We start from the raw sequence: 23,382 nt of genomic DNA on the forward strand, positions 1-23,382 counted from the left end.
TCTCTCGTTCTCTTTCCGTCTCGTGCGGGGTTGGGTGTCCCCCCTCCCCCCCACCCCCCCCCCCCCCCCCACCCCGGGTACATCAGAACTCCTGCCAGTCGCCGTCTGCGGCCAGCGCCGGCTGGGCCGTCGCCGTGCGCAGCGTACGCGCCGGGACCGGCTTTGCGGCCGGTGCGGCGGCTGCGACCTGGCGCGGCACCGGTGCCGCCAGCGGGCGTGCCGGGATGGCCGTCGTGCCCTGTGATGCCAGCCGGAAGCGGGCCACGGCTTCACCCAGCTGCACGGCCTGGTCTTCCATTGCACGTGCGGCAGCGGTGGCTTCTTCCACCAGCGCGGCGTTCTGCTGGGTGGTCTCGTCCATCTGCACCACGGTCTGGTTGACCTGCTCGATGCCGGCCGATTGTTCCTGCGAAGCCGCAGAGATCTCGGCCATGATGTCGGTCACGCGCTGCACCGAGGCGACGATCTCGCCCATGGTGCTGCCGGCCTGGTGCACCAGGCTGGAGCCTTCGGCGACCTTGCCGACCGAATCATCGATCAGGCCCTTGATCTCCTTGGCGGCCGCAGCCGAGCGCTGGGCGAGGGTACGCACTTCGCTGGCGACCACGGCGAAGCCACGGCCCTGTTCGCCGGCACGTGCGGCTTCCACTGCGGCGTTCAGCGCCAGGATGTTGGTCTGGAAGGCGATGCCGTCGATGACCGAGATGATCTCGGCGATCTTCTTCGACGAGGCTTCGATGGCCGACATGGTGGTGACCACCTGGCCGACCACTTCACCGCCCTGCGAGGCGACGCCATGTGCGCCGATGGCGAGCTGATTGGCCTGGCGGGCGTGCTCGGCGTTCTGGCGCACGGTGGAGGTCAGCTCCTCCATCGACGCGGCGGTTTCTTCCAGATTGGCGGCCTGCTGCTCGGTGCGGCGCGACAGATCGCTGTTGCCCGACGCGATCTCGCCAGCGGCGAGGGTGATGCTGGACGCGCTGGCCTGGATCTGGCCGACGATCTGCGTCAGCTGCGCGACGGTGGTGTTGGCGTCGTCACGCATGCGTGCGAACACGCCGTTGAACTGGCCGTCCATGCGCGCGGTCAGGTCGCCGGCGGCGATCGACTGCAGCAGCTGCGAGAGCTGGCCGAGGTTGCCGTCGGCGACCTGCATCATGCTGTTGAGCTGCTCGATCATCACGCGGAAATCGTGATCGAAACGCTGCGCATCACCGCGCTGGCTGAAGTCGCCGGCTGCGGCGGCCGAGGCCAGCTGCTGGATCTGCGTGTTGATGGCCAGCAGGCTGGCCTTGGCCGCATCCATCGACTCGTGCAGGATCGCGCGGCTGCCGGGCAGGCGGCGTGCGTCCGGGGTGAGGTTGCCGGTGGCGTACTGGTTGAGCACGTCGATGGCATCGCGGATCGCGTCGAGATGTTCGAAGATGACCGTGTTGATGCCGCTGGCCAGCTGCCCGTAGACGCCCGGGAAGTCTTCCGGAATGCGATGGCTGATGTCCGGACCGGCGTGCATCTGCGCCATCAGCTGGGTCTGCTCGGAGAAGCGGCGCAGCATCGCGGTCATTTCGGTGGTGGCGGCCAGCATCTTGCCGGCTTCGTCCTTGCTGGTGGCCTGGGTGCTGACGCTGAGATCGCCACGGGCAACGGCCTGGATCGCGTGCACGGCCTTGCCGAGCGGGCCGGTGACGGCGCGCGAGATGACCGTTGCCAGCGCGGCTGCCACCAGCGACAGCAGCACGATGCAGCCGATGATGGCGATCATGCTGGCGCGGTGGGTGGCATTTGCATCGGCGATCTTGGCATCCATCAGGCCGGCGATATGGGTGCCGAGGGTCTTCATCGCAGCGAACAGGTCACGGCGGGCCGGGCGCGACTGTTCGTCGGAGATCTGCCGCGCCAAGGTGCCGTCGCCTGCCGCGACGGCTTCGCGCATGGCCTTGTTGGCAGCGAAGTAGCGGTCCAGCTGCACGTTTGCCGCAGCGTACAGCTCGCGCTCCTTGGCCAGGGCTGGCAGTGCCGAGTAGGCGGCCAGTTCGTCATGTACGGCCTTGGCGGTGTCGTCCATGCGCTTGTAGTAGTCGGCCACCTTGTCAGGCTGGTCGAGCATGCTCAACAGAGCCAGCTCGTAGGTGCGGAACTCGCCGAGTTGCGAGCGCGCCTCGCCGAGATGCTGCACCGAGGGAATATCGTTGCTGGCCATCTCGCCCAGTTGCTTGTTGGCCTCGTTGAGCCGCAGCAGTGCGAATGCGCCGAGGACGAGGGTCATCAAGGTGGTGAGGGTGAACCCCACGGCCAGCTTGCGGGCGATGGGCAGATCGTGGAACCACTTCATGCAGGGTGCTCCAGGTGGGCAGGGCGCCGGCGTCGTTGCGTCGGCTGGGGGTGGTTGCAGAGCGAACGGTGGTGCCCGGTGGGGGTTCGGTGACGGCCGTCAAAGCGAAATAGCGGCGCAGTTCGGATGGACTTTATGGACGCAGATCACATTCGGTTGCGTAGGGATGACGTCGCGAAAGTGGTGCCATGAAAGGGCTTTCGCTTGAACGGCAAGGTTGCGCCCGAAACCTTCGTGCAGACGGAGTTCACGGTATGCCTGGCGAAGCGGGCGCGGTCAGATCGTGGCCGTGCGCGCAAACGAAAACCGCCGCCCCGAAGGGCGGCGGCTCAGTGCACGCATTCAACGTGGATCAGGCGGCCTGCGGCATCCGCAGCGAACGCACCAGACCGCCGATGTCGACGATCAGGGCCACGCGGCCATCGCCAAGGATGGTGGCACCGGATACCCCGCCGATGCGGCGGTAGTTGTTCTCGATGTTCTTCACCACCACCTGCTGCTGACCGACCAGCTCGTCCACTTCCAGCGCAATCTTCTGGCCATCACCTTCAACCACCACCACCAGCGATTCGCTGCCCGGTGCGCGGTTGCCGTAGCCGTAGTACTCGCTCAGCGACAGGATCGGCAGATACTCGCCACGCACGCGCAGCACGCGGCCTTCGCCGGCCATGCTGCGGATGTCCTCGGCCTGCGGCTGCAGGGCCTCAAGCACATAAGCCAGCGGCAGGATCAGGGTTTCACCGGCCACCGCCACCGTCATGCCATCGAGAATGGCCAGGGTCAGCGGCAGGCGGATCAGCGTGCGGGTGCCGGCGCCGAGGCTGCTTTCGATCTGGACCTCGCCCCCCAGCGCCTGGATGTTGCGGCGGACCACGTCCATGCCGACGCCACGGCCGGACAGGTCGGTGACTGCATCGGCGGTGGAGAAACCCGGCTGGAAAATCAGGTCCCAGACCTGCGAATCGGTCGGGTTGTCCGGCACCGCCAGGCCGCGTTCGGTGGCCTTGGCCAGGATCTTGGCGCGGTCCAGGCCGCGGCCGTCGTCGCTGACTTCGATGACGATATGGCCGCCCTGATGCGAGGCTGCCAGGGTGATCGTGCCGGTCTCGTCCTTGCCCGCACCGCGACGTACGTCGGGCATTTCCAGACCGTGGTCGATCGAGTTGCGCACCAGGTGCACCAGCGGATCGGCGATCTTTTCGATCAGGCCCTTGTCCAGTTCGGTGCCTTCGCCGACGGTGCGCAGGCGGACCTGCTTGCCGAGGCGGCTGGACAGGTCGCGGACCAGGCGCGGGAAGCGGCGGAACACCGCATCGACCGGCAGCATGCGCACGCCGATCACCGCTTCCTGCAGGTCGCGGGTGTTGCGTTCAAGCTGGTCCAGGCCGGCGAACAGGCTCTCGGCGTGGACCGGGTCCAGCGCGTGCGAGACCTGCTTGAGCATGGCCTGGGTGATGACCAGTTCGCCGACCAGGTTGATCAGCGCATCGACCTTGTCGACGCTGACCCGGATCGAGGTTTCGGCTTCCTGGCCGCCAACGCTGCTGGCAGCGGCGGCGGGTGCCGCCGGTACAACGGCAGCCGGTGTGGAAGGGGCGGGTGTGGCAGGTGCCTCGGTGGCCAGGCTCGGCGGCGCAGCCGGACGGATGTCCAGTTCGCAGTCGTCCAGCACCCAGGCGAAGGTGTCTTCGATCTTGCTGCGCGGCACCTTGCCGACCAGGCCGAGATCCCACGCCAGGTGGGCCTCCAGCGGGTCGAGCTGGGCGAAGCCGGGCAGGCGTTCCATGCGCGCGGCGACCTGCAGCGAACCGAGATGTTCCAGTTCGCGGATGATGCGCAGCGGGTCGTTGCCGCTCATGAACAGCGATGGCGCCGGGGTGAAACCGATCTGCCAGGCTTCCGGCGTATCGTCCACCTTGGCTGCGGCGGCCGCGGGGGCGCTCGCTGCGGCCTCCCCGGAAAGAACCGCCTCCAGGCGCGCCTTCACCGCAGCAACTGCGGCGGGATCGGCGGCTTGGCCGTGTTCGGCTTCGCGCAGCAGGGCGCGCAGCACGTCCACCGAGGACAGCATGGCGTCGACGGCGTGGCCTTCCAGCGCCCGCTTGCCGGCACGCAGCTCATCGAGCAGCGTTTCCAGCACATGGGTCAGGCCGGCGATCGCATCGAAGCCGAAGGTGCCGGCGCCGCCCTTGATCGAGTGGGCGGCGCGGAACACCGAATTGATGATCTCCGCGTCCTGCTGCCCCGATTCCAGGGCCAGCAGGCCAGCCTCCATCGCGTCGAGGCCTTCGCGGCTCTCCTCGAAGAAGGTGGCGTGGAAGCGTTGCAGGTCCATGCTCATGGCAGTGGTGGTCCGGAAGCGAAGAGGGGGAGCGGTGGCGGGCGATCAGCCCAGCACTTTCTGCACGGTGGCGACCAACTGTTCCGGATTGAACGGCTTGACCAGCCAGCCGGTGGCACCGGCGGCCTTGCCTTCGGACTTCTTGTCGGCGGCCGATTCGGTGGTCAGCATCAGCAGCGGCGTGAACTTGTAGTCCGGCAGCTGGCGCAGTTCGCGGATCAGCGCGATGCCGTCCATGTTCGGCATGTTGACGTCGGTGACTACCGCATTGAAGCGCTGGCCCTTGGCGCGACCGAGCGCGACCGCGCCGTCTTCAGCTTCTTCGACGGCAAAACCGGCCGAGGTGAGGGCGAAGGACACCATCTGGCGCATTGACGCCGAATCGTCCACCACCAAGATACGTGCGCTCATGCAGCGTTCTCCACAGATTTCAGGTTGTCATGGGTTACGTCCAGGCCCAGGGCCTGGGTGACGCCCAGCAGGCGCGCGGCGTCACGGAAGGTTGCAGTGCAACCGTGGAAGCCGGTGCCGAGGCCTGCCTCGCGGCGGGCCTGCACGAACGCACACAGCACCTGCACGGCGGCTGTGTGGATGCGGGCGACCTGGCTGGCATCCAGGGTCAGCTCGCCTGCCTGCGCCACCAGCGGGGCGAGGCGGTTCTTGAGCTCGGTGGTGCTCTCGATGCCGAGATCCCCACCCAGTTCGACAGTGCTCATCGTTGCTCCGGACAAACGGTTCCGTGATCCATAACGGCACCCCGGCGGGGTTCTTTAGGGGAATCGACGCGGTGCGTCGATGCGGTCGCTGTTGAAAAGGAGACGGAGAGGATTAAGTCGCAAGCGACCTGGCTCTACTGCAGCCCCCTCGGCAACGGCGACCGCGCAGTGGGGACGTAAGGTGTTGATCCACCGGATCAACTCCTTGCGTCCCCGACAGGCACCGCTTCGGCGCAAAGCGCCGAGCCACTTGCGACTTAATCCCCTCCGTCCCCTTTTTTTCCGCTCAACTCAACAACCGGGTGGCATCCAGCAGGATCATCGGGCGCTGGCTGACCCTGGCGACGCCACGGAACAGGTCGTTGGAGATCTGGCAGATGCGCGCGGTATCGGGTGGCTCGATCTGCGAATCGGTGAGGTTGGCGACATCTTCCACTGCCGACACGCGCAGGCCGATGGTCTCGCCGTCTTCCTCCAGCACCACGATGCGGGTCTGTGAGTCGTCTTCGGCGGCCGCGGCGCCCAGGTGCAGGCCGAGGTCCATCACCGGTACCACCTGGCCACGCAGGTTCATGATGCCCAGCATGGCCGGCGCAGTGCCGCGCAACGGCAGCAGCGGCACCGGCAGCACCACTTCCTGCACTTTCAGCAGTTCCAGTGCATAGGCCTGGGTGCCGCAGCGCAGGCGCAGCCAGCGCGAGGTGCGCTCGCCGGCGCGTCGGTTCTGCGGATGCGGGCTGCTGGCGGGCCGATGTGCCTGTGCCTGCAGCTCCTGCCAGCTGCTCGGGCGGTTGCCTGCTGGCGCGTCCACGGCCACGCGCGGTGGCGGCGCGGCATCGGTGCGTGCAACTGGAGCGGGTGCTGCGACCACGGCCGCTGGTGGCGCAGGAACGTCCTCGCCGCCGGCAGCGGCCTCGAACGCGGCCTCCAGGCCGGGGCTGTCGGTGTGGGCGAGTCGATGGCTGTCGGCCGGATCGGTCTCGTAGATCACTTCGTCCGGCAGGTCGTCCCATGTAGGTTCCGGGCCGGACTTGGCGGTGGCGGGAGCAGGGGCTGTCTCGTGGATCACCTCGTCAGGCAGGTCATCCCAGGTCGGTTCGCGCTCGGGGGCGGCGACAGGCATTGCGGCGGCCTCGAAGGCGGCCTCCAGTGCTGCGTCGTCCTCTGCCGCGGCAGCAGCAACAGTCTCCGTTTCGTAGATCACTTCGGCGGGCAGATCGTCCCAGGTGGGTTCGCGCTCAGCCGTTGCGGCCGCGTCGAAGGCGGCTGCGAGTGCGGCGTTGTCGACGGCAGGCGCAGCGGCGACGGTCTCGGTTTCGTAGATCACCTCGGCCGGCAGGTCATCCCAGGTCGGCTCGCGTTCGGCGTCGGCTGCAATTGCTGGGCACGCTTCGTCGCTCGCCGGCGGCGGTGCAGCCGGTGGTGCCACGGCGATCGCTTCGCCCAGCAGTTCGTCCAGGTAGTCGTCCAGTACTCCGGTGCTGTTCATGCGGCCTGCTCCAGGGCGCGGGCATCCTCGCCGAGGATCCAGTTCAGCGCGCGGCGATAGGCGGCCAGGCCGCGGCCCGGGTAGTCCTCACCAACGCTCGGCAGGGTCAGGCCGGCGGCGTTGCTGATGCGGGTGTCGATCGGAATGGCGTCTTCCCACACGCGGGTGCCGTGGCGATCCTGCATCGTGCGCAGCGACTCGTTGCCGGCGCGGGTGCGGCGGTCGAACAGGGTCGGCAGGATCGAGATCGGCAGCGGGCGGCGGCGCGAGCGCTCGACCATCTCGCCGGTGCGGACCATGCCGTCCAGGCCATGCAGGGCCAGCGGCTCGGCCTGGGTGGGAATGATCAGGCGGTCGGCAGCGGCCAGTGCGTTGATCATCAACAGGCCAAGGGTGGGGGCACAGTCCAGCAGGATGTAGTCGTGCTGGCCCTGGTGGCGCGCAAGCGCATTCTGCAGCGCCAGGCCAAGGCCAGGCTGGTTGGCGCTGCGGCGTTCCAGCGTGGCCAGCGCGGACTGTGCGCAGACATAGTCCAGGCCATGGATGCTGCTGGCATGGCACAGGCTGGAAAGATCGGCGGGCGGGGCGCCGAACAGCTCCAGCACGCCAGCCGGCGGCGGGTCCACCGGTACGCCGAACGCGCGGCTGAGCGAGGCATGCGGATCGAGGTCGATCAGCAGCACGCGATGGCCAAGTGCGGCCAGTCCGCGGCCGAGGGCGAGGGTGGTGGTGGTCTTGCCGACTCCGCCCTTCTGGTTGGCGACTGCCCAGATGCGCATCGGATTACTCCTTCATTGCCGGGGGAACGGCGGCGCCGACGCGGCTGCCAGCCGGCACCGGCGGCAACTTCACCGGTGCGATGGGGGAGGTGGGGGCGGTAGCCGGAGTTGCGGCGGCCTGTTCGGTGGTGCTGTCGTCGACGGCGCCGGTGGCCGCATTGAGGCGCTGGCCAAGCGGATCCACCGAGTGCGAGGTGTCGGCCAGGATGATGACCATCACCCGGCGGTTGCGGTTGCGCCCCTGCGCGCTGTCGTTCTCTTCGCGCGGACGGAACTGGCCGTAGCCAACCATCGCCAGCCGTGATGGCTGCACGCCCTGGTCGGCGAACAGGTGCACCACGCTGGCCGCGCGCCCGGCCGACAGTTCCCAGTTCGACGGGAAGGTGGCGGTGGCGATCGGTACATTGTCGGTGTGGCCTTCCACGCGCACGCTGTTGGGTACGTCGCGCAGGACCTCGGCCAGGCTGGCCAGGGTCTGCCGCGCATGCACGTCCAGCGCGGCCGAACCGGTGGGGAACAGGATGTCGCTGTTGATCTCGACTTCGATCCACAGCTCGGTGCGGCGCACGCTGATCATGCCGCGGTCGATCAGCGGTGCCAGCGCGGCGGTCAGGCGGTCGGCGATGCTGTTGAGCTGGCGCTCGGCGCGCGCGATCTGCTCCTGGTTGTGCACCGAAACAGGCATGCGCATCTGCGAGGCCATCGACGGCAGCAGGGTCGGGTCGTGCGACGGCGCAGGCGCCGAGGGCCCGATCTTGGTGCCGGACTTGATCACCGAGGGGCTGTCCCAGCCGCCACCCTGCACCTGCTTGTTACCCACCTGTACCGGATTGATCGTGCGCGGCGCGCCCCCGAAGGCATCGGTCAGCGCGTCGGCCATGATCCGGTACTTGCCTTCGTTTACCGAGGAAATCGCGTACATGACCACGAAGAAGGCGAGCAGCAGCGTCATCAGATCGGCATAGGGGATCGCCCATGCTTCGTGGTTGGCGTGCTCTTCGTGGTGCTTGCGGCGGGCCATGTCAGTGCAGGAAGCCGGAGAGGTTGGTTTCGATGTTGCGCGGGTTCTCGCCCTGGGCGATCGAGATCAGGCCTTCAATGACCATTTCGCGGTCGCGGGTGTTGTGCGAGATCACACTCTTGAGCTTGGCGGCCACCGGCAGGAACAGCAGGTTGGCCGAGGCGATACCGTAGATGGTGGCGGTGAACGCTGCGGCGATGCCGTGGCCGAGCTTGCTCGGGTCGGCCAGGTTCTTCATCACCGCGATCAGGCCAAGCACGGCACCAATGATGCCCAGCGTCGGTGCATAGATGCCCATCGCTTCGAAGACCTTGGCACCGGCCTGGTCCTGGTGTTCCTGGCTGCCCAGTTCGATTTCCAGCATGTGCCGCATCGATTCGGGTTCGACGCCGTCCACCAGCAGCTGCAGGCCCTTGCGCAGGAACGGGTCCTGCTGCGCCTCCACCTGCGATTCCAGGCCCAGCAGGCCCTGGCGGCGGGCGATGTTGCTCCACTCGACGATCTGCTGGATCAGTTCGCGGCGATCGCTGTGCGGCGGGCGCACGACCCAGCGCACGATCTTGAAGGCATGCTTGAACACCGCCGGCGAGGTGTGCAGCAGGATCGCGGCGACGGTGCCGACGATGACGATCACGAACGCCGCAGGCGACCACAACGACGCCAGGCCGGCGCCCTTGAGGATGCTGCCGCCGACCAGCGAGGCCAGGGCGAGAAAGAGTCCAATGAGGCTGAGTCTATCCATGGTTCCGGTATCGGCGTGTATGAATGGGACTTGAGACACCGGTAGATCGCGTACAGACGGTAGTCACAGTTTTCGGGGCGCCGGGCATGGCCCGGCGGGGTTCATCGCAGCCCGTCCACGTCCAGGATCAGCGCCATGCGACCATCGCCGATCAAGGTTGCACCGGCATAACCGCGCAGGCCGCGCAGCGCTTTCGGCAGCGGCTTGATGACCACTTCCTCACGCCCGCGTACCTGGTCCACGACCAGCCCGAAGCGCGCTTCGCCGGCCTGCAGCACCACGATGGTCAGCAGCGGCGAGGCGGCCGGCGTCACATCCAGCCACTGGCGCAGATCGACCAGCGGCAGCGTGTGCGAGCGGCGGTCGAGCACGGCACGGCCATCGAACCAGCCCAGCGAGGTGCGCGGCGCGTGCAGCACTTCCATCACGCGGGCCAGCGGCAGCGCATAGACGTCCTCGCCGGCCTGCACCAGCAGGGTCGGCAGGATCGCCAGGGTCAGCGGCACGCGGATCAGGAAGCGGCTGCCACGGCCCAGTTCCGACTGGATCTGGATCTGGCCGCTCAGTTCGCGGATGCGTGACTGCACCACGTCCATGCCGACGCCACGACCGGAGATGTCGGTGACCTGCTGCTTGGTCGAGAAGCCGGGCAGGAACACCAGGTGCAGGCACTCCTCGCTGCTCAGGCGCGCGGCGGCTTCCGGATCGATCAGGCCCTTCTCGCGCGCCTTGGCGCGCAGCTTTTCCGGGTCGATGCCGGCGCCATCGTCCTGTACCTCGATGCTGACGTAGTCGCCTTCCTGCTGTGCCGACAGGCGCACATGGCCCATCCGTGGCTTGCCCTGTGCCTCGCGCAGGTCGGGCATTTCCACGCCATGGTCGATGGCGTTGCGGACCAGGTGCACCAGCGGGTCGGCCAGCGCTTCGACCAGGTTGCGGTCGAGCTCGGTCTCGGCGCCGATCAGTTCCAGGTCCACTTCCTTCTTCAGCGAGCGGGCGACGTCGCGGGCAACCTTGGGGAAGCGCGAGAACACCTTGCCCACCGGCTGCATGCGGGTGCGCATCACTGCCGACTGCAGGCGGGCGGTGGCGATATCCAGAGTGGACACGGCCCGGTCCAGCTCTTCATCGCGCAGGCGTGCACGCAGGGTCTTGAGCCGATTGCGTGACAGCACCAGTTCGCCGATCAGGTTGACGATCGCGTCCAGGCGCTTGGTGTCCACGCGCACGGTATGTTCGGCCTCGGCCAGCGGCTTGGCGGCCGGCTTCGCCGCCGGTGCCGGTGCGGCGACCGGGCGCGGCGCTGCGATCGGTGCCGGTGCCACCACGGCCGCAGGCTTGGTGCCTGGTGCCGCGCCACCGTGCAGCTGGTCGAGCAGGGCTTCGAACTCGTCTTCGCTGATCAGTCCGTCGTCGGCCTTCTTCGCTGGCGCGACCGCGGTCGGCGCGTTGCCACCATGCAGCTGGTCGAGCAGAGCCTCGAATTCGTCGTCGGTGATCAGGTCGCTGCCACCCGCGGTGGGTGCTGCGGCGGCGGCGGGTGCAGCCACGGCACCGCTGTGCACGTCGAACTGTGCGATCAGGTCCGGCGGCGCATAGCCCGGCTCGGTGCCGGAGGAAACCGCGTCCAGCATCGATTGCAGGTAGTCCAGCGATTGCTGGGCCGCGTCGAAGTGGTGGGCCTGCAGCACGGCCTGGCCGGCACGTGCGGCGCCCAGCGCCTCTTCAGCGGCATGGCACAGCTCGACCATGGCGGTGACGCCGAGGAAGCCGGCGCCGCCCTTGAGCGTGTGGTAGCCACGGAACACCGCGTTGAGCTGGTCGCTGTCCTGCGGTGCCTGCTCCAGCGACACCAGCTGTTCGCCGAGGCGATCCAGGATCTCCTGCGCCTCGATGATGAAATCGGCAGTGATGTCGTCGGATACCGCGCTCATGCTTACAGCCCCAGATCCGACAACAGGTCGTCGGCGTCGTTCTGCGAGACCGCGTGGCGGTCCAGTCCCTTCAGTGCCGGCCCGGCCAGTTCCGGGTCGGTGCGATGCTGTTCCGGCGGCAGGCCGAGCGCGCCGAAGCCTTCGTGCACGCGGCGGACGATGCCGACCACGCGACGGATGATCTGCCCGGTCAGGTCCTGGTAGCTCTGGGTCAGGGCGATCTCGGTCAGGTTGTGGCGGATGCGCTCGAGCTGCGCGTCCTGGCCCGGCTGCAGGCCTTCGGCGCGCAGCTGTTCGGTAAGGCTGCGGCATTCCTCGGCCAGGTCCAGGGTGCGGTGCGTGGCCTGTTCGGTCATCGCCACCACGTGGTCCAGTCGCGCGCAGGCGTCGTCCAGTTCGCCGGCTTCGCTCGGCACGGTCGGCAGTTCGCCCAGCGCCTGTCCCAGCTCGCGGGCCAGCCGCGAAAGGCCGCTCATCATCGGCTGCGTGCGCAGCGCGACCAGCCCGTCGATGCGCTGCCGCCAGGCGGTCTCGTCACCGGACTCGAGTGCGTCCAGGGCTTCCTGCAGGCGCAGGGCGAGGGCGTTCTTGTCGACCGTGGTATCCATCAGGCGCTGGCCGCCAGGCGTTCGAAGATCTTGCCGAGCTTCTCTTCCAGCGTCTGCGCGGTGAACGGCTTGATGATGTAGCCGTTCACGCCGCTCTGGGCGGCTTCGATGATCTGCTCGCGCTTGGCTTCTGCCGTGACCATCAGCACCGGCAGGGTCTTCAGCTTGGCATCGGCACGGATCGCCTTGAGCAGCTCGATGCCGGTCATCACCGGCATGTTCCAGTCGGTGACCACGAAATCGAACGGCTGGCTCTGCAGCAGCGACAGCGCGGCATGCCCGTCCTCGGCTTCGGCGGTATTGGTGAAGCCCAGATCGCCCAGCAGGTTCTTGACGATTCGACGCATGGTCGAGAAGTCGTCGACGATCAGGATGCGCATGTTCTTGTTCAAAGCAGAATTCCTTTGTTGTTCATTCCGGACGGCCGGGGGCAGCCGCCTCGGGGATGTTCATTCTTCGAGGCCTGCGTCGGCAGCCTCGAACAGCTTCAGCCGGCCACGCAGGCGCAGTACCGCCTGGCCGTGGATCTGGCAGACCCGCGACTCGCTCACGCCGAGCACCGCGCCGATCTCCTTCAGGTTCAGTTCCTGCTCGTAGTACAGCGAGAGCACCAGTTGTTCGCGCTCGGGCAGGTGGCCGATGGCCTTGCCCAGCTCGCGACCGAACTCACCGCGCTCCAGTACCTGCTGCGGGGTCGGCCCGCCCTGGGCGACGGTGTCCAGCTCGCCCTGGTCCTCGATGCGCGATTCCAGGCTCAGCACCTGGCCACGTGCAGCGTCTTCCATCAGCCGCAGGTACTCAGGCAGCGGCATCTCCATCGCGGCGGCCACTTCAGTGGCGCTGGCGGCACGGCCACTGCTCTGTTCCAGGCGGCGGATGGTGGCGGCGGCATCACGTGCACGGCGGTGCACCGAGCGCGGGACCCAGTCACCACGGCGGATCTCGTCGATCATCGAACCACGGATGCGGATCGAGGCGTAGGTCTCGAAAGAAGCACCCTGGTCGGCGTCATAGCTGCGCGAGGCTTCGATCAGGCCCATCATGCCGGCCTGGATCAGGTCGTCGACCTCGACGCTGGCTGGCAGGCGCGCGGCCAGGTGGTGGGCGATGCGCCGCACCAGGTCCGAATGCTGGGCGATGACTTCGTTCGCCGCCGAGCGCTGCACTTCCCTGTACTGGGCTGCGCCTTTCATGCCGTCACCCCACGCTGCTTGAGGATGCGTTCGAGGAAGAACTCGACGCCGCCACGCGGTTCGGTCGGCGCCTGCCAGCGCGCGGTACGGCGCGCGATCTCGGTGATCGCCAGCGCCGCCGGGCTGGACGGATAGGCCTTCACCACCGGCTGCTGGCGCTGCACCGACAGGCGCAGCCAGTCATCCTGCGGCACGCAGCCGAGGTAGTTCAGCGAGACATCGGCAAGGAACTTCTCGCAGACGCGGGTCAGCTTTTCGTACAGCACGCGGCCCTCGTTCGGGTCGCGCACCATGTTGGCCACCACCTGGATGCGGTCCACGCCGCGCTCGCGCGACAGCACCTTGATCAGTGCGTAGGCGTCGGTGATCGAGGCCGGCTCGTCACAGACCACCACCACGGTGTCCTGTGCGGCCTGGCAGAAGGTCAGCACGCCATCGGTGATGCCCGCGGCAGTGTCCACCACCATGATGTCCAGCTCGCGCTCCAGTTCGGAGAACACGTTGACCAGGCCAACGTGCTCGGCCGGGGCCAGCTCGGCCATGTGGCGGCGGCCGGATGCGGCCGGGACCACCAGCACGCCGTTCGGGCCTTCGACGATGACGTCATCCAGCGTGCAGCGGCCGGCGACCAGGTCGGCCAGCGTAAAGGTGGGGTTCAGCCCCAGGATCACGTCGATGTTGGCCAGGCCGAGGTCGGCGTCCAGCAGCAGCGTGCGCTTGCCCATGCCAGCCAGTGCCACGGCCAGGTTGGCCGACACATTCGTCTTGCCCACGCCGCCCTTGCCGCCAGTGACCGCAATGGTGCGCACAGGGCCGAGCGGCTCGCTGCGGGTGGCCGACAGCGGGAAGGTCTTGGTCAGCTTGGCGTACTCACGCGACGGCATGGTTCAACTCCGGGTTGCAGGGCATATCGGCCGCGCGGCGCAAATCTTCAAGGCGAAGTACAAGATTGGCTGCACTGGCCCGGTGCAGGTCCTCCGGGACGTCCTGGCCATCGGTCACCCAGGTGATCGGCAGGGCATGATCCACGGCCACCGACAGGGCGTTGCCAAAGCGGCCGGTCTCGTCCAGCTTGCTCAGTACCAGGCCCTGCAGGTTGGCGGCGCCGAAGCGGCGGACCACCTCGTCCATGTCGCCGAAGCTGGTGTTGGCCGGCAGCACCAGCAGGGTGCGGACCTGGCGGGCGGCACGCAGCCACTGCAGCTGGGCGGCCAGGGCGCGGTCGCGCGGGCCCAGGCCGGCGGTGTCGATCAGCACCAGCTTGTAGTCCTTCAGGCGTTCCAGCAGCTGGTCCAGGTCGGTGCCGCTGTTGGCCTCGTGCACCGCGATGCCGAGCTGGCGGCCGTAGCCGTACAGCTGCTCGCGGGCACCGATGCGGGTGGTGTCGGTGGTGACCAGGGCCACGTCACGCGGCGCGTGCTTCTCGGCGAAGCGCGAGGCCAGCTTGGCGATGGTGGTGGTCTTGCCGGCGCCGGTCGGTCCGACCAGTGCGATCACACCACCTTCTTCCAGCGGGTCGACCGGGGCGATCGGCAGCTTGCGCGAAATCAGCCCCAGCATCAGGCCGCGGCCTCGATGGGCCTCGGTCTCCAGCGGGATCTGCATGGCCACGTCGCGGGCCAGGCCGGCATCGAAGCCATACTCGTCCATCAGGTCCAGCGCGGTGGCGCGCACCGGGCAGCCGCGCAGGCGCTCGTCGGTGAAGCGGTTCATCTCGCGCTCGATCACATGGCGCATGCCGGCCACTTCCTGGCGCAGCTGGCGGATCTCGGCGTCGTCCTGGGCCACCAGGGTCAGTGCCGGGGCTGGGGCCAGCACGGGGGCAGCGCCGGTTTCGTCGCTGGCTTCGACCGGTGCCGGTTCGCTGGCGACGATCCCGGGTTGCGCTTCGGTCACGGCAGCGGTCGGCAGCGGCGGCGGCTGCACGGCCGACGCCGCGCTTTCGTGATGCGTCTCGTGCGGCGGGTCGATCTGGAAGCGGGCGCGGTTGGCCGGTGCGGCGGTGCTGGGCGCCGGTGCGACGATGGCTTCGGCGAACGGAGCGAAGATCTGATCCGGCAGCGCCGGTTCGTTGACGGCGGCGCGTGCCAGGGTGGCGGCGAAGCCGGTGCTGCCGCGGGTCGGCACGATCTCGTCGGCGCTGTCCAGGGTGCGGCCGGTGGCGCCGACCGCAGCGCGGGCGAGGGCAGCCACGGCCGAGGTGGTTGCGGCGACCGGTTCCGGTGCCGGGGTATTGCTGCGGCGGCGGGTGACCGCGGCGATCACCGCGTCGGCGGCGGTGCGCGGCTTCGGCGCCGGCGGCGGAGCGATGTCACGACGCGAGGCTTCCAGTGCACGCTGCACGGCGCTCTCGTCGTAGTTGGCGGCGGCGACGATCTCGATGCCTTCCTCGATCCGGCGGTTGGACAGGATCACGGCGTCAGGACCATGTTCCTTGCGCACCAGGTTCATGGCCGAGCGCATGTCGGCGGCGACGAATCGTTTGATTTTCATGCTGTGGTCACGGGACGAAGACGGCGGGGTGGCGGTCGGAGAACTCGGGTGGTCGGTGGTCTGCACGGTGCGGGTTCCCCTTGGTATCTGTCTGTTGCGTTGGTTCGAAAGTGGTGTCTGTTTTCTGGCGCATCGGAGGGCGGCGTCAGCTGATCGTTCCGACCAGCTTCAGGCGCTTGTCCTCCGGCACCTCGCTGTAGGCCAGGACCGACAGCGACGGAACGCTGTGGCGGACCAGGCGGGCCAGCGCGGCGCGCACCGGGCTAGGTACCAGCACGACCGCGGGCTCGTTGCGGGCTTCCTGCTTGCTGACACATTCGGCCAGGCTCTGGTGCAGTCGCTCAGCGAGTCCGGGTTCCAGCGCGGCGCCGTTGCCCTGCGTGGACTCCTGCAAGACACGTTCCAATTGCGGGTTGAGGGTGAACACCGGCAGCTCCGCCGACATTCCGGCGATCTCCTGCACGATGAAGCGGCCCAGCGCGGTGCGCACGGCGGCGGTCAGCACGGCCGGGTCCTGGCTGCTGGGCGCATGTTCGACCAGTGCTTCGGCGATCTTGCGCAGCTGGCGGATTGGAATGCGCTCGACCAGCAGGTTCTGCAGTACGCGCACCACCGCCGACAACGGCAGCGCCTTCGGCGTCAGATCTTCGACGAGCTTGGGCGCGCTCTTGGCCAGGTTGGCCAGCAGGTGCTGCACTTCCTCGTGGCCGAGCAGTTCCGGTGCGTGCTCGCGGATCAGGTGCGACAGATGGGTGGCGACCACGGTGGCCGGATCGACCACGGTATAGCCCAGCGTTTCGGCCTGGGCACGCTGGTGTGGTTGGATCCAGGTCGCGTCCAGGCCGAACGCGGGGTCCTTGCCGGCGATGCCTTCCAGCGCGCCGAGGGCGCTGCCCGGGTCCAGGGCCAGTTCTCGGTCGGGGTGGATCTCGGCGGTGGCCACCGGTACGCCGTGCACCAGCACGCGGTAGCCGTTGGCCGGCAGTTCCAGGTTGTCGCGGATGTGCACCGACGGGATCAGGAAGCCGACGTCCTGGGTCAGCTTGCGCCGCACGCCCTTGATGCGTGCCATCAGTTCGCCGCCCTGGCTGCTGTCCACCAGCGGAATCAGCCGGTAGCCGACCTCCAGGCCCAGCGGATCGACCGGGCGCAGTTCGTCCCAGCTCAGTTCGGCAGTCGGAGCTGGCGCGGCCGGGCGGCCGAGTGCGTTGAGCGCGGCAGCGTCATTGCCTGCGGCTGCCGGATCGGTGGCCGTGGCCTTGCCCTTGCGGTAGACCTTCCAGGCGATGAAGCCGAGGATCGCGGACAGCGTCAGGAAAGCGACGTTGGGCATGCCCGGCACCAGGCCGACCACACCGATGATGCCGGCGGTGATCGCCAGCGCACGGTACTGCCCGAACACCTGGCCGGTCAGGGCCTGGGCCATGTCCTGCGAGCGCGAGGCGCGGGTGACCAGCATGGCCACGGCGCTGGAGACCAGCAGCGCCGGCAGCTGCGCCACCAGGCCATCACCAATCGACAGCAGGGTGTAGGTGGCAGCGGCATCGCCGAACGGCATGCCATGCTGCAGCACGCCTACGGCCAGGCCGCCGAGCATGTTGATGAACAGGATCAGGATGCCGGCAATGGCATCACCACGGATGAACTTGCTGGCACCGTCCATCGCGCCGTAGAAATCGGCTTCCTCGCGGACTTCCTCGCGGCGCAGCTTGGCTTCTTCGCGCGTCAGCAAACCGGCGTTGAGGTCGGCGTCGATCGCCATCTGCTTGCCGGGCATCGCGTCGAGGATGAAGCGCGCGGTCACTTCCGAGACGCGGCCGGCGCCCTTGGTGATGACCACGAAGTTGATGATGGTGAGGATCGCGAACACCACGATGCCGACCGCGTAGTTGCCGCCGATCACGAATTCGCCGAAGGCAGCGATGACCTTGCCCGCGGCGTCATGGCCGTTCTGGCCGTTCAGCAGGATCACGCGGGTGGAGGCGACGTTCAGCGCCAGCCGCAGCATGGTGGTGATCAGCAGCACGATCGGGAAGATCGTGAAATCCAGTGGGCGCTTCACGTAGACCACCGCCAGCAGCACCATCAGCGAGATGGCGATGTTGAAGGTGAACAGGGCATCGAGCACCGGCGCGGCCAGCGGCACCACGACCATGGCCAGCAGGGCCAGCACGATCAGCGGTGCGCCAAGGCCCTGGCGGATCATTTCCAGCGCGCGGCGGGTGTTGAAACCGGTGGAGGGCTGGGCGCTCACGGGCGGCCTCCCTTGCCGAATTCATCCACCTGGATGTGCGGGGCGTCCGGCATCGGGCCAGTGCGCCAAGCGCGCAGCTGGTAGACGTAGGACAGGACCTGGGCGACGGCCGAATACAGTCTCACGGGGATTTCCTTTCCGAGTTGGCCTTCCCGATACAAGGCGCGTGCCAAAGGCGGGGCGGAGACGATCGCCACCTTGTTGCCGTCGGCCACTTCACGGATGCGCAGGGCGGTCTCATCCACACCCAGGGCGACCACTTTGGGGGCGTTCATGGCGCCGCCCTCGTACTTAAGGGCGACCGCGTAGTGGGTGGGGTTGACCACCACCACATCGGCAGTGGGCACCGCCTCCATCATCCGGCGGTTGGCCATCTGCTGCTGCAGCTGGCGGATTCGGCCCTTTACCTCCGGGCTGCCCTCGCTTTCCTTCATTTCGCGACGCAGCTCTTCACGCGTCATCTTCAGCTTGCGCATCCAGTTCCAGCGCTGGTACGGGGCGTCGATGGCCGCCAGCACCAGCATCGCGCCGGCGGTGGCCAGCAGCAGGCGCAGGGTGAAGCCGAGACCGTCGGTGATGGCGGTCTCCAGCGGGTGGTGGATCAGCCCGCGCAGGGTGTCGAAGCCGGTCCACACCACCAGCCCGGCGGCAACGCCGACAAAAGCCACGCGCAACAACGACTTGGTGAACTCGGCGATGGCTTCCGGGCCATACAGGCGCTTGAGCCCGCTCATCGGGTTCATGCGGTTGAAGTCGGGCATCATCGCCTTCTGCGACCAGCGCAGGCCGCCCATCACCAGCGGGGCGACGAAGCTGGCCAGCAGGCAGACCAGCACCAGCGGCGCGATCACCAGCATGAACTGCAGCAGCAGGTCGCCGAAGTGGCCGAACAGTTCCTTCGGGTTCTGCCGCAGGCTCTGCTCTGGGCTGAGTGCATGCTTCATCCAGGCGCTTGCACCACGGCCGATCGAGCCGCTCATGGCCATCACCGCCAGCACGCCGGCGCCGAACACGGCGGCCGTTCCGAGCTCGCGCGAGCGCGGCAGGTTGCCCTGTTCACGGGCGTCGCGCAGGCGTTTTTCGGTAGGTTGTTCGGTCTTTTCGCCGGCGGATTCGTTCTCGGACATCACGGGCACTGCGGCAGGGGATGCCGGGGTGCGTGCAAGAAGTGTTCCGTGATGGGTTCATGTGCCAACCAAGGTTGGCATCTACCAGAGCAGGTGCAGGTGGGAGCGCAGCCTGGATTTACCCCGGCGGGTGCTGCGTCGGCGGGCTCTGCGCCAGTTCCACCCGAGGCCGCGGCAGATCATGCAGCTGCATGAAGCGCGCCGCATCCACCGGACGGCCGAGCAGGTAGCCCTGCAGGTAATCGCAGCCCAGCCGCTCCAGGTAGGCGCGCTGCGCGGCGGTCTCCACGCCCTCGGCGACGATGTCCATGTCCAGCGCGTGGCCCAGCGCCACGATCGCCGAGACGATCACCACGTCCTCGGCGCTGTGCTCCAGGTCGCGTACGAAGGCGTGGTCGATCTTGATTTCGGTGGCCGGCAACCGCTTCAGGTACAGCAGGCTGGAATAGCCGGTGCCGAAGTCATCGATGGAGATGCCCACGCCCAGTGCCGAGAGCGCCTGCAGCAGGCGCAGGCTGGTATCGGTATCGCGCATCACCGTGCTTTCGGTGATCTCCAGCACCAGGTGGCGTGGGGCAATGTCGTAGCGTTCGATCACTTCACGCACATCCTGCAGCAGGTGCGGCGAACTGAACTGCACCGGCGACAGATTCACCGACATCGACCAGCCCTCGTGGCCGGCATCGTGCCAGCGGCGCAGCTGCTGGCAGGCCTGGTCCAGCGCCCAGCGCCCGATCTCATTGATCGCACCGCTGCGTTCGGCCAGCCGGATGAAGCGGTCCGGCGGGATCAGGCCATGCTCCGGATGGCGCCAGCGGATCAGCGCTTCGGCACCGGCCACCTTCTGCGTGGCTACCTGGATCTTCGGCTGGTAGTGCAGGAACAGCTGCTCGCTGCCGATGGCCCGGCGCAGGTCGGCCAGCAGCCGGAACTGTTGTTCGGCGCTGTCATTCATCCAGTCGGCGAACAGCACGAAGGCGTTGCGTCCGGATTCCTTGGCCTGGTACATCGCTGCATCGGCAAAGGCCATCAGCTGCCGCTCGCTGGCAGCGTGATCCGGACAGATCGCCACGCCGATGCTGGCGGTCACCTGCAGTTCGTTGTCGGCCAGCAACGGCCCGCTGCCGACCGCCTGCAGGATGCGCCGGGCCAGCGTCGGCAGGTCCTCGTCGTGCTCGATGCGCACCACCAGCACGAATTCGTCACCGCCCAGACGGGCCAGCATGTCGTTGGGCCGAAGCAGCTGGCGCGTGCGTTCGGCCACCGCAACCAACAGTGCATCGCCGGCCTGGTGGCCGTAGGCATCGTTGACCTGCTTGAAGCCATCCAGGTCCATGAACATCACCGCGAAGCGGCTGCCGCCCTGTTCGGCCTCGGCCAGCGCCTGCACGATCCGACGCTGCAGCAGCAGGCGGTTGGGCAGGCGGGTAAGCGGGTCGTGCAGTGCGGCCTGGGTCAGTTCCTGCTGTGCGTCGGTCAGTGAGGTACTCAACAGGGAATTGCGCAGGCGCAGCAGCTGCGCCTCCACCCGCTGGTCCAGCCAGGAGACCACCAGCACCACGGCCAGGATGGCGACGGTCAGCACCACCACCAGCATGGCCAGCCATTCGCTCTGCAGCCCATCGCCGACGGCTGCGCCGCAGATGCTGCCTTCCGGAAAGCGCGCTGCGGCCATGCCGGTGTAGTGCATGCCGACGATGGCCAACCCGAGCAGGCCGGCAGCCGCGAGCCGGTCGCCGACACGGGTGCGCTGCGCGCGCAGGCGGAACGCCACGTACAGCGCCGTCCACGAGGCGGCCACAGCCACCATCAGCGAAAAAAGCAGCCAGCCCGGGTCGTAGTCGATGCCGGGTTGCATGCGCATTGCGGCCATGCCAACGTAATGCATGCCGGCAATGCCGGTGCCCATCAGCAGCGCGCCACCGGCCAACCGCGGGTGGGGCAGGGTACGCAGCGAAACCAGCCATAGCGCGAACACCGATGTGGCGATCGCCAATGCGAGGGAAAGCAGGGTGATCGGCAGGTCGTAGCCGAGCGGAATGGGCAGGTCGAAGGCGAGCATGCCGATGAAGTGCATCGACCAGATGCCCAGGCCCATGGCGAAGCCACCACCGAGGCGCCACCACCACGCCGCGCCCTTGCCGGGTGCAGTGACCGTGCGCCCGGCCATCGCCAGCGCGGTGTACGAAGCCATCACGGCCACCAGCAGCGAGATCGCCACCAGCCACGGGTTGTACGTGCCTACCAGCATTCGTCAGTCTCCCGGACCTGCCTGTCGACGGAAACCACGGTGGGGCATGCATGAGGCAGGCCGACGCACGGCGCCGGCCACGTGCGGCATCCCCCCGGTTGCCGCGTATTCACTCTAACGCGCAGACCCGGGGGAAGGGCAAGCAGTAAAACGTGATGATCCGGTCAGTGTGTGACCGTGTCCGCAGCCTGGAAGGCGGCATCGAAGAGGCGCTGTACCGGCGGACCCATTTCCCCGGCCAGCAGCGCCAGCAGGAACAGGCCCAGCAGCAGAGACACTGGCAGGCCGAGCTGGATCGGGTTCAGCGCCGGGGCCGCACGAGCCAGGACGCCGAACGCCAGGTTCACCGCCAGCATTGCCACGGTCAGCGGGATCGCCAGGGTCAATGCGCCGCGCAGTACGGTCAGCAGGAAGGTTGGGGCGATGCTGAAGAAGGCGTGCGGGTCCGGCAGCGGGGCGCCGATCGGCAGCGCCCGGTAGCTGTCCACCACCAGCGAGATCAGCGCCAGGTGCCCGTTGGCGGTGAAGAACAGCAGGCCGAAAAGCAGATAGAACCACTGCCCGATCACGCCGGAGGTGCCGCCACGCAGTGGGTCACTCATCTGCGCGAAGGCCAGGCCAGTTCCCTGGGCGATCAGTTCGCCGGCCATCGCGCCGGCCTCGAACACCAGCCGAAGCAGGAAGCCGATGGATACGCCGATGGCCAGTTCACGGGCGATGGTAAGGACCGTGGCGGCATCGAAACCGGTCCAGTCCGGTACCGGCGGCAGCAGCGGCGCCAGTGCGATGGCCAGGGTGCCAGCCAGCACCACGCGCACCCGCGCGGGAACGGCACGGGTGCCGACCATCGGCATGGCCATGGCCACTGCGCCGATGCGCAGCATGGTCCACAGCACGGTGCCGATCATGCCGAAGGCCTGCAGGCCGTCGGCAGCCATCTGGGTGGCGGCGTCCATCGAAGCGCGTGTCCTAGCCGATCAGGTGTGGAATGCGCTGGAACAGCAGCGTGGTGAACTCCACCAGGTGGCCGATCAGCAGGCTGCCCAGCGCGAACAGCACCGCGGTCAGCGCCGCCGCCTTGGCAACGAAGGCGATGGTCGGCTCGTTGAGCTGGGTCGCGGCCTGCACCACGCCCACCACCACACCGACCACCAGCACGGTGAGCAGCAGCGGGCCGGCCACCCACAACACGGTGATCAGGCCGCCACGCAGTTCGGTCAGGGCAAGTTCGGGAGTCATTCGGGTTCCATCTGCTCATGTAGAGTCGAGCCGCGCTCGACTGTGCTTCTGTAGAGTCGAGTCATGCTCGACTGCCTCTCGATCACGCCGGATTGAAGCTCGCCGCCAAGGTGCCGACGGTCAGCACCCAGCCATCCACCAGCACGAACAGCAGGATCTTGAACGGTGCCGACACCAGCATCGGCGACAGCATCATCATGCCCATCGACATCAGCACGCTGGCCACGACCAGGTCGATGATCACGAACGGAATGAAGATCAGGAAGCCGATCTCGAAGGCGGTCTTCAGTTCACTGGTGACGAACGAGGCGACCAGCACCGGGAACGGGATCGCGTCGGGGCTGGCGTAGGTGCCATGCCCGGCGATGCCGGCAAAGGTCATCAGGTCGGTCTCGCGGATCTGCGCCAGCATGAAGGCGCGCAGCGGCGAGGTGGTCAGCGTCCAAGCGGTCTGGAAGTCGATCTCGCCATTGAGGTAGGGCGCCATGCCGGTGCTCCAGGCCTTGTCCCAGGTCGGCAGCATGATCATTGCGGTGAGGAACAGGGCCAGGCCCAGCAGCACCTGGTTGGACGGCGTCTGTCCGGTGCCCAGCGCCTGGCGCAGCAGGCCCAGCACGATGATGATGCGGGTGAACGAGGTCAGCACCAGCAACATCGACGGGATCAGGGTGATCGCCGTCATCAGCAGCAGGGTCTGCAGCGGCAGGCTGACCGGAGCACCGCCGATCTTGCCGACATTGATGTCCGGCAGCGGCGTGGTCGGGGCACCGGGTGCGGCGAATGCCAGCGCCGGCAACAGGCACAGGGCGAGCATCAGCAGCCACGGCATCAGGGTGGCAAGACGGGTACGGGTGACACGCATG

The 23,382-nt window shown here is 67.7% G+C and carries 19 protein-coding genes and 1 pseudogene; all 20 read right to left on the reverse strand.

Annotated features, from left to right (window positions below):
- Positions 1-82: 82 nt before the first annotated feature.
- The 20 genes and pseudogenes from ABE423_RS10185 to fliP all read right to left on the reverse strand — a co-directional run bounded on the left by ABE423_RS10185 (position 83) and on the right by fliP (position 23,381).
- Positions 83-2,332 carry a methyl-accepting chemotaxis protein gene (locus ABE423_RS10185; RefSeq protein ID WP_125895426.1) on the reverse strand — a complete coding sequence of 750 codons (2,250 nt, stop codon included), beginning with the start codon at positions 2,330-2,332 and terminating at the stop codon, positions 83-85.
- A gap of 352 nt (positions 2,333-2,684) precedes the next feature.
- The gene (locus ABE423_RS10190; protein WP_293796982.1) at positions 2,685-4,673 is read right to left on the reverse strand and encodes a chemotaxis protein CheA; all 1,989 of its coding nucleotides are present in this window, start codon (positions 4,671-4,673) and stop codon (positions 2,685-2,687) included.
- A 45-nt stretch (positions 4,674-4,718) separates the two neighbouring features.
- Positions 4,719-5,084: a response regulator gene (locus ABE423_RS10195; RefSeq protein ID WP_005409521.1), complete on the reverse strand. Its 366-nt coding sequence runs from the start codon at positions 5,082-5,084 to the stop codon at positions 4,719-4,721.
- The gene (locus tag ABE423_RS10200; protein ID WP_014037092.1) at positions 5,081-5,389 is read right to left on the reverse strand and encodes an STAS domain-containing protein; all 309 of its coding nucleotides are present in this window, start codon (positions 5,387-5,389) and stop codon (positions 5,081-5,083) included. The genes ABE423_RS10195 and ABE423_RS10200 overlap by 4 nt, the downstream gene beginning before the upstream one ends.
- Positions 5,390-5,675: 286 nt before the next feature.
- Positions 5,676-6,878 carry a chemotaxis protein CheW gene (locus tag ABE423_RS10205; protein WP_253143082.1) on the reverse strand — a complete coding sequence of 401 codons (1,203 nt, stop codon included), beginning with the start codon at positions 6,876-6,878 and terminating at the stop codon, positions 5,676-5,678.
- The gene (locus ABE423_RS10210) at positions 6,875-7,657 is read right to left on the reverse strand and encodes a ParA family protein (protein WP_005413243.1); all 783 of its coding nucleotides are present in this window, start codon (positions 7,655-7,657) and stop codon (positions 6,875-6,877) included. The genes ABE423_RS10205 and ABE423_RS10210 overlap by 4 nt, the downstream gene beginning before the upstream one ends.
- Before the next feature lie 175 nt (positions 7,658-7,832).
- Positions 7,833-8,678: pseudogene (gene motD / locus ABE423_RS10215) on the reverse strand (flagellar motor protein MotD); the annotation flags it as partial.
- Between the two features lies 1 nt (position 8,679).
- Positions 8,680-9,420, reverse strand: a complete 741-nt coding sequence (locus ABE423_RS10220; RefSeq protein WP_010482457.1) for a flagellar motor protein — start codon at positions 9,418-9,420, stop codon at positions 8,680-8,682.
- Between the two features lie 101 nt (positions 9,421-9,521).
- Entirely contained in the window at positions 9,522-11,354 is a 1,833-nt protein-coding gene (locus tag ABE423_RS10225; protein WP_346485948.1) for a chemotaxis protein CheA, read from the reverse strand.
- A 2-nt stretch (positions 11,355-11,356) separates the two neighbouring features.
- The gene (locus ABE423_RS10230; RefSeq protein ID WP_032129220.1) at positions 11,357-11,962 is read right to left on the reverse strand and encodes a protein phosphatase CheZ; all 606 of its coding nucleotides are present in this window, start codon (positions 11,960-11,962) and stop codon (positions 11,357-11,359) included.
- Positions 11,962-12,354 carry a chemotaxis response regulator CheY gene (cheY, locus tag ABE423_RS10235; RefSeq protein WP_006365466.1) on the reverse strand — a complete coding sequence of 131 codons (393 nt, stop codon included), beginning with the start codon at positions 12,352-12,354 and terminating at the stop codon, positions 11,962-11,964. Before cheY ends, ABE423_RS10230 begins: the two co-directional genes overlap by 1 nt.
- Before the next feature lie 57 nt (positions 12,355-12,411).
- Positions 12,412-13,155: an RNA polymerase sigma factor FliA gene (locus ABE423_RS10240; RefSeq protein ID WP_049401180.1), complete on the reverse strand. Its 744-nt coding sequence runs from the start codon at positions 13,153-13,155 to the stop codon at positions 12,412-12,414.
- Positions 13,152-14,039: a P-loop NTPase gene (locus ABE423_RS10245; RefSeq protein ID WP_049401182.1), complete on the reverse strand. Its 888-nt coding sequence runs from the start codon at positions 14,037-14,039 to the stop codon at positions 13,152-13,154. Before ABE423_RS10245 ends, ABE423_RS10240 begins: the two co-directional genes overlap by 4 nt.
- Positions 14,026-15,648 carry a flagellar biosynthesis protein FlhF gene (gene flhF / locus ABE423_RS10250; protein ID WP_049461532.1) on the reverse strand — a complete coding sequence of 541 codons (1,623 nt, stop codon included), beginning with the start codon at positions 15,646-15,648 and terminating at the stop codon, positions 14,026-14,028. The genes ABE423_RS10245 and flhF overlap by 14 nt, the downstream gene beginning before the upstream one ends.
- Before the next feature lie 145 nt (positions 15,649-15,793).
- Positions 15,794-17,854 carry a flagellar biosynthesis protein FlhA gene (gene flhA / locus ABE423_RS10255; protein ID WP_346485979.1) on the reverse strand — a complete coding sequence of 687 codons (2,061 nt, stop codon included), beginning with the start codon at positions 17,852-17,854 and terminating at the stop codon, positions 15,794-15,796.
- Positions 17,855-17,898: 44 nt separating this feature from the next.
- Positions 17,899-19,029: a flagellar biosynthesis protein FlhB gene (gene flhB / locus ABE423_RS10260; protein WP_107432403.1), complete on the reverse strand. Its 1,131-nt coding sequence runs from the start codon at positions 19,027-19,029 to the stop codon at positions 17,899-17,901.
- A 118-nt stretch (positions 19,030-19,147) separates the two neighbouring features.
- Positions 19,148-21,280, reverse strand: a complete 2,133-nt coding sequence (locus ABE423_RS10265; protein WP_346485951.1) for an EAL domain-containing protein — start codon at positions 21,278-21,280, stop codon at positions 19,148-19,150.
- Between the two features lie 164 nt (positions 21,281-21,444).
- Positions 21,445-22,236: a flagellar biosynthetic protein FliR gene (gene fliR, locus ABE423_RS10270; RefSeq protein ID WP_012510964.1), complete on the reverse strand. Its 792-nt coding sequence runs from the start codon at positions 22,234-22,236 to the stop codon at positions 21,445-21,447.
- Between the two features lie 13 nt (positions 22,237-22,249).
- The gene (locus ABE423_RS10275; protein ID WP_012510965.1) at positions 22,250-22,519 is read right to left on the reverse strand and encodes a flagellar biosynthetic protein FliQ; all 270 of its coding nucleotides are present in this window, start codon (positions 22,517-22,519) and stop codon (positions 22,250-22,252) included.
- A gap of 82 nt (positions 22,520-22,601) precedes the next feature.
- On the reverse strand, positions 22,602-23,381 hold the full coding sequence (fliP, locus tag ABE423_RS10280; protein WP_043395553.1) for a flagellar type III secretion system pore protein FliP: 780 nt from the start codon (positions 23,379-23,381) through the stop codon (positions 22,602-22,604).
- Position 23,382: the final 1 nt, after the last annotated feature.

Origin of the sequence: Stenotrophomonas sp. TWI1409 (assembly GCF_039673015.1) — a bacterium.
In the GTDB taxonomy this organism is placed as follows: Bacteria; Pseudomonadota; Gammaproteobacteria; order Xanthomonadales; family Xanthomonadaceae; genus Stenotrophomonas; species Stenotrophomonas maltophilia_A.

Coding starts and splice junctions, on each gene's coding strand:
- ABE423_RS10225 (WP_346485948.1), bottom strand. CDS start 11,354: ATGAGCGCGGTATCCGACGACATCACTGCCGATTTCATCATCGAGGCG.
- ABE423_RS10200 (WP_014037092.1), bottom strand. CDS start 5,389: ATGAGCACTGTCGAACTGGGTGGGGATCTCGGCATCGAGAGCACCACC.
- ABE423_RS10210 (WP_005413243.1), bottom strand. CDS start 7,657: ATGCGCATCTGGGCAGTCGCCAACCAGAAGGGCGGAGTCGGCAAGACC.
- ABE423_RS10190 (WP_293796982.1), bottom strand. CDS start 4,673: ATGAGCATGGACCTGCAACGCTTCCACGCCACCTTCTTCGAGGAGAGC.
- ABE423_RS10205 (WP_253143082.1), bottom strand. CDS start 6,878: ATGAACAGCACCGGAGTACTGGACGACTACCTGGACGAACTGCTGGGC.
- ABE423_RS10220 (WP_010482457.1), bottom strand. CDS start 9,420: ATGGATAGACTCAGCCTCATTGGACTCTTTCTCGCCCTGGCCTCGCTG.
- ABE423_RS10195 (WP_005409521.1), bottom strand. CDS start 5,084: ATGAGCGCACGTATCTTGGTGGTGGACGATTCGGCGTCAATGCGCCAG.
- ABE423_RS10265 (WP_346485951.1), bottom strand. CDS start 21,280: ATGCTGGTAGGCACGTACAACCCGTGGCTGGTGGCGATCTCGCTGCTG.
- flhB (WP_107432403.1), bottom strand. CDS start 19,029: ATGTCCGAGAACGAATCCGCCGGCGAAAAGACCGAACAACCTACCGAA.
- flhF (WP_049461532.1), bottom strand. CDS start 15,648: ATGAAAATCAAACGATTCGTCGCCGCCGACATGCGCTCGGCCATGAAC.
- ABE423_RS10245 (WP_049401182.1), bottom strand. CDS start 14,039: ATGCCGTCGCGTGAGTACGCCAAGCTGACCAAGACCTTCCCGCTGTCG.
- ABE423_RS10230 (WP_032129220.1), bottom strand. CDS start 11,962: ATGGATACCACGGTCGACAAGAACGCCCTCGCCCTGCGCCTGCAGGAA.
- flhA (WP_346485979.1), bottom strand. CDS start 17,854: ATGATCCGCCAGGGCCTTGGCGCACCGCTGATCGTGCTGGCCCTGCTG.
- ABE423_RS10275 (WP_012510965.1), bottom strand. CDS start 22,519: ATGACTCCCGAACTTGCCCTGACCGAACTGCGTGGCGGCCTGATCACC.
- ABE423_RS10185 (WP_125895426.1), bottom strand. CDS start 2,332: ATGAAGTGGTTCCACGATCTGCCCATCGCCCGCAAGCTGGCCGTGGGG.
- fliP (WP_043395553.1), bottom strand. CDS start 23,381: ATGCGTGTCACCCGTACCCGTCTTGCCACCCTGATGCCGTGGCTGCTG.
- fliR (WP_012510964.1), bottom strand. CDS start 22,236: ATGGACGCCGCCACCCAGATGGCTGCCGACGGCCTGCAGGCCTTCGGC.
- ABE423_RS10240 (WP_049401180.1), bottom strand. CDS start 13,155: ATGAAAGGCGCAGCCCAGTACAGGGAAGTGCAGCGCTCGGCGGCGAAC.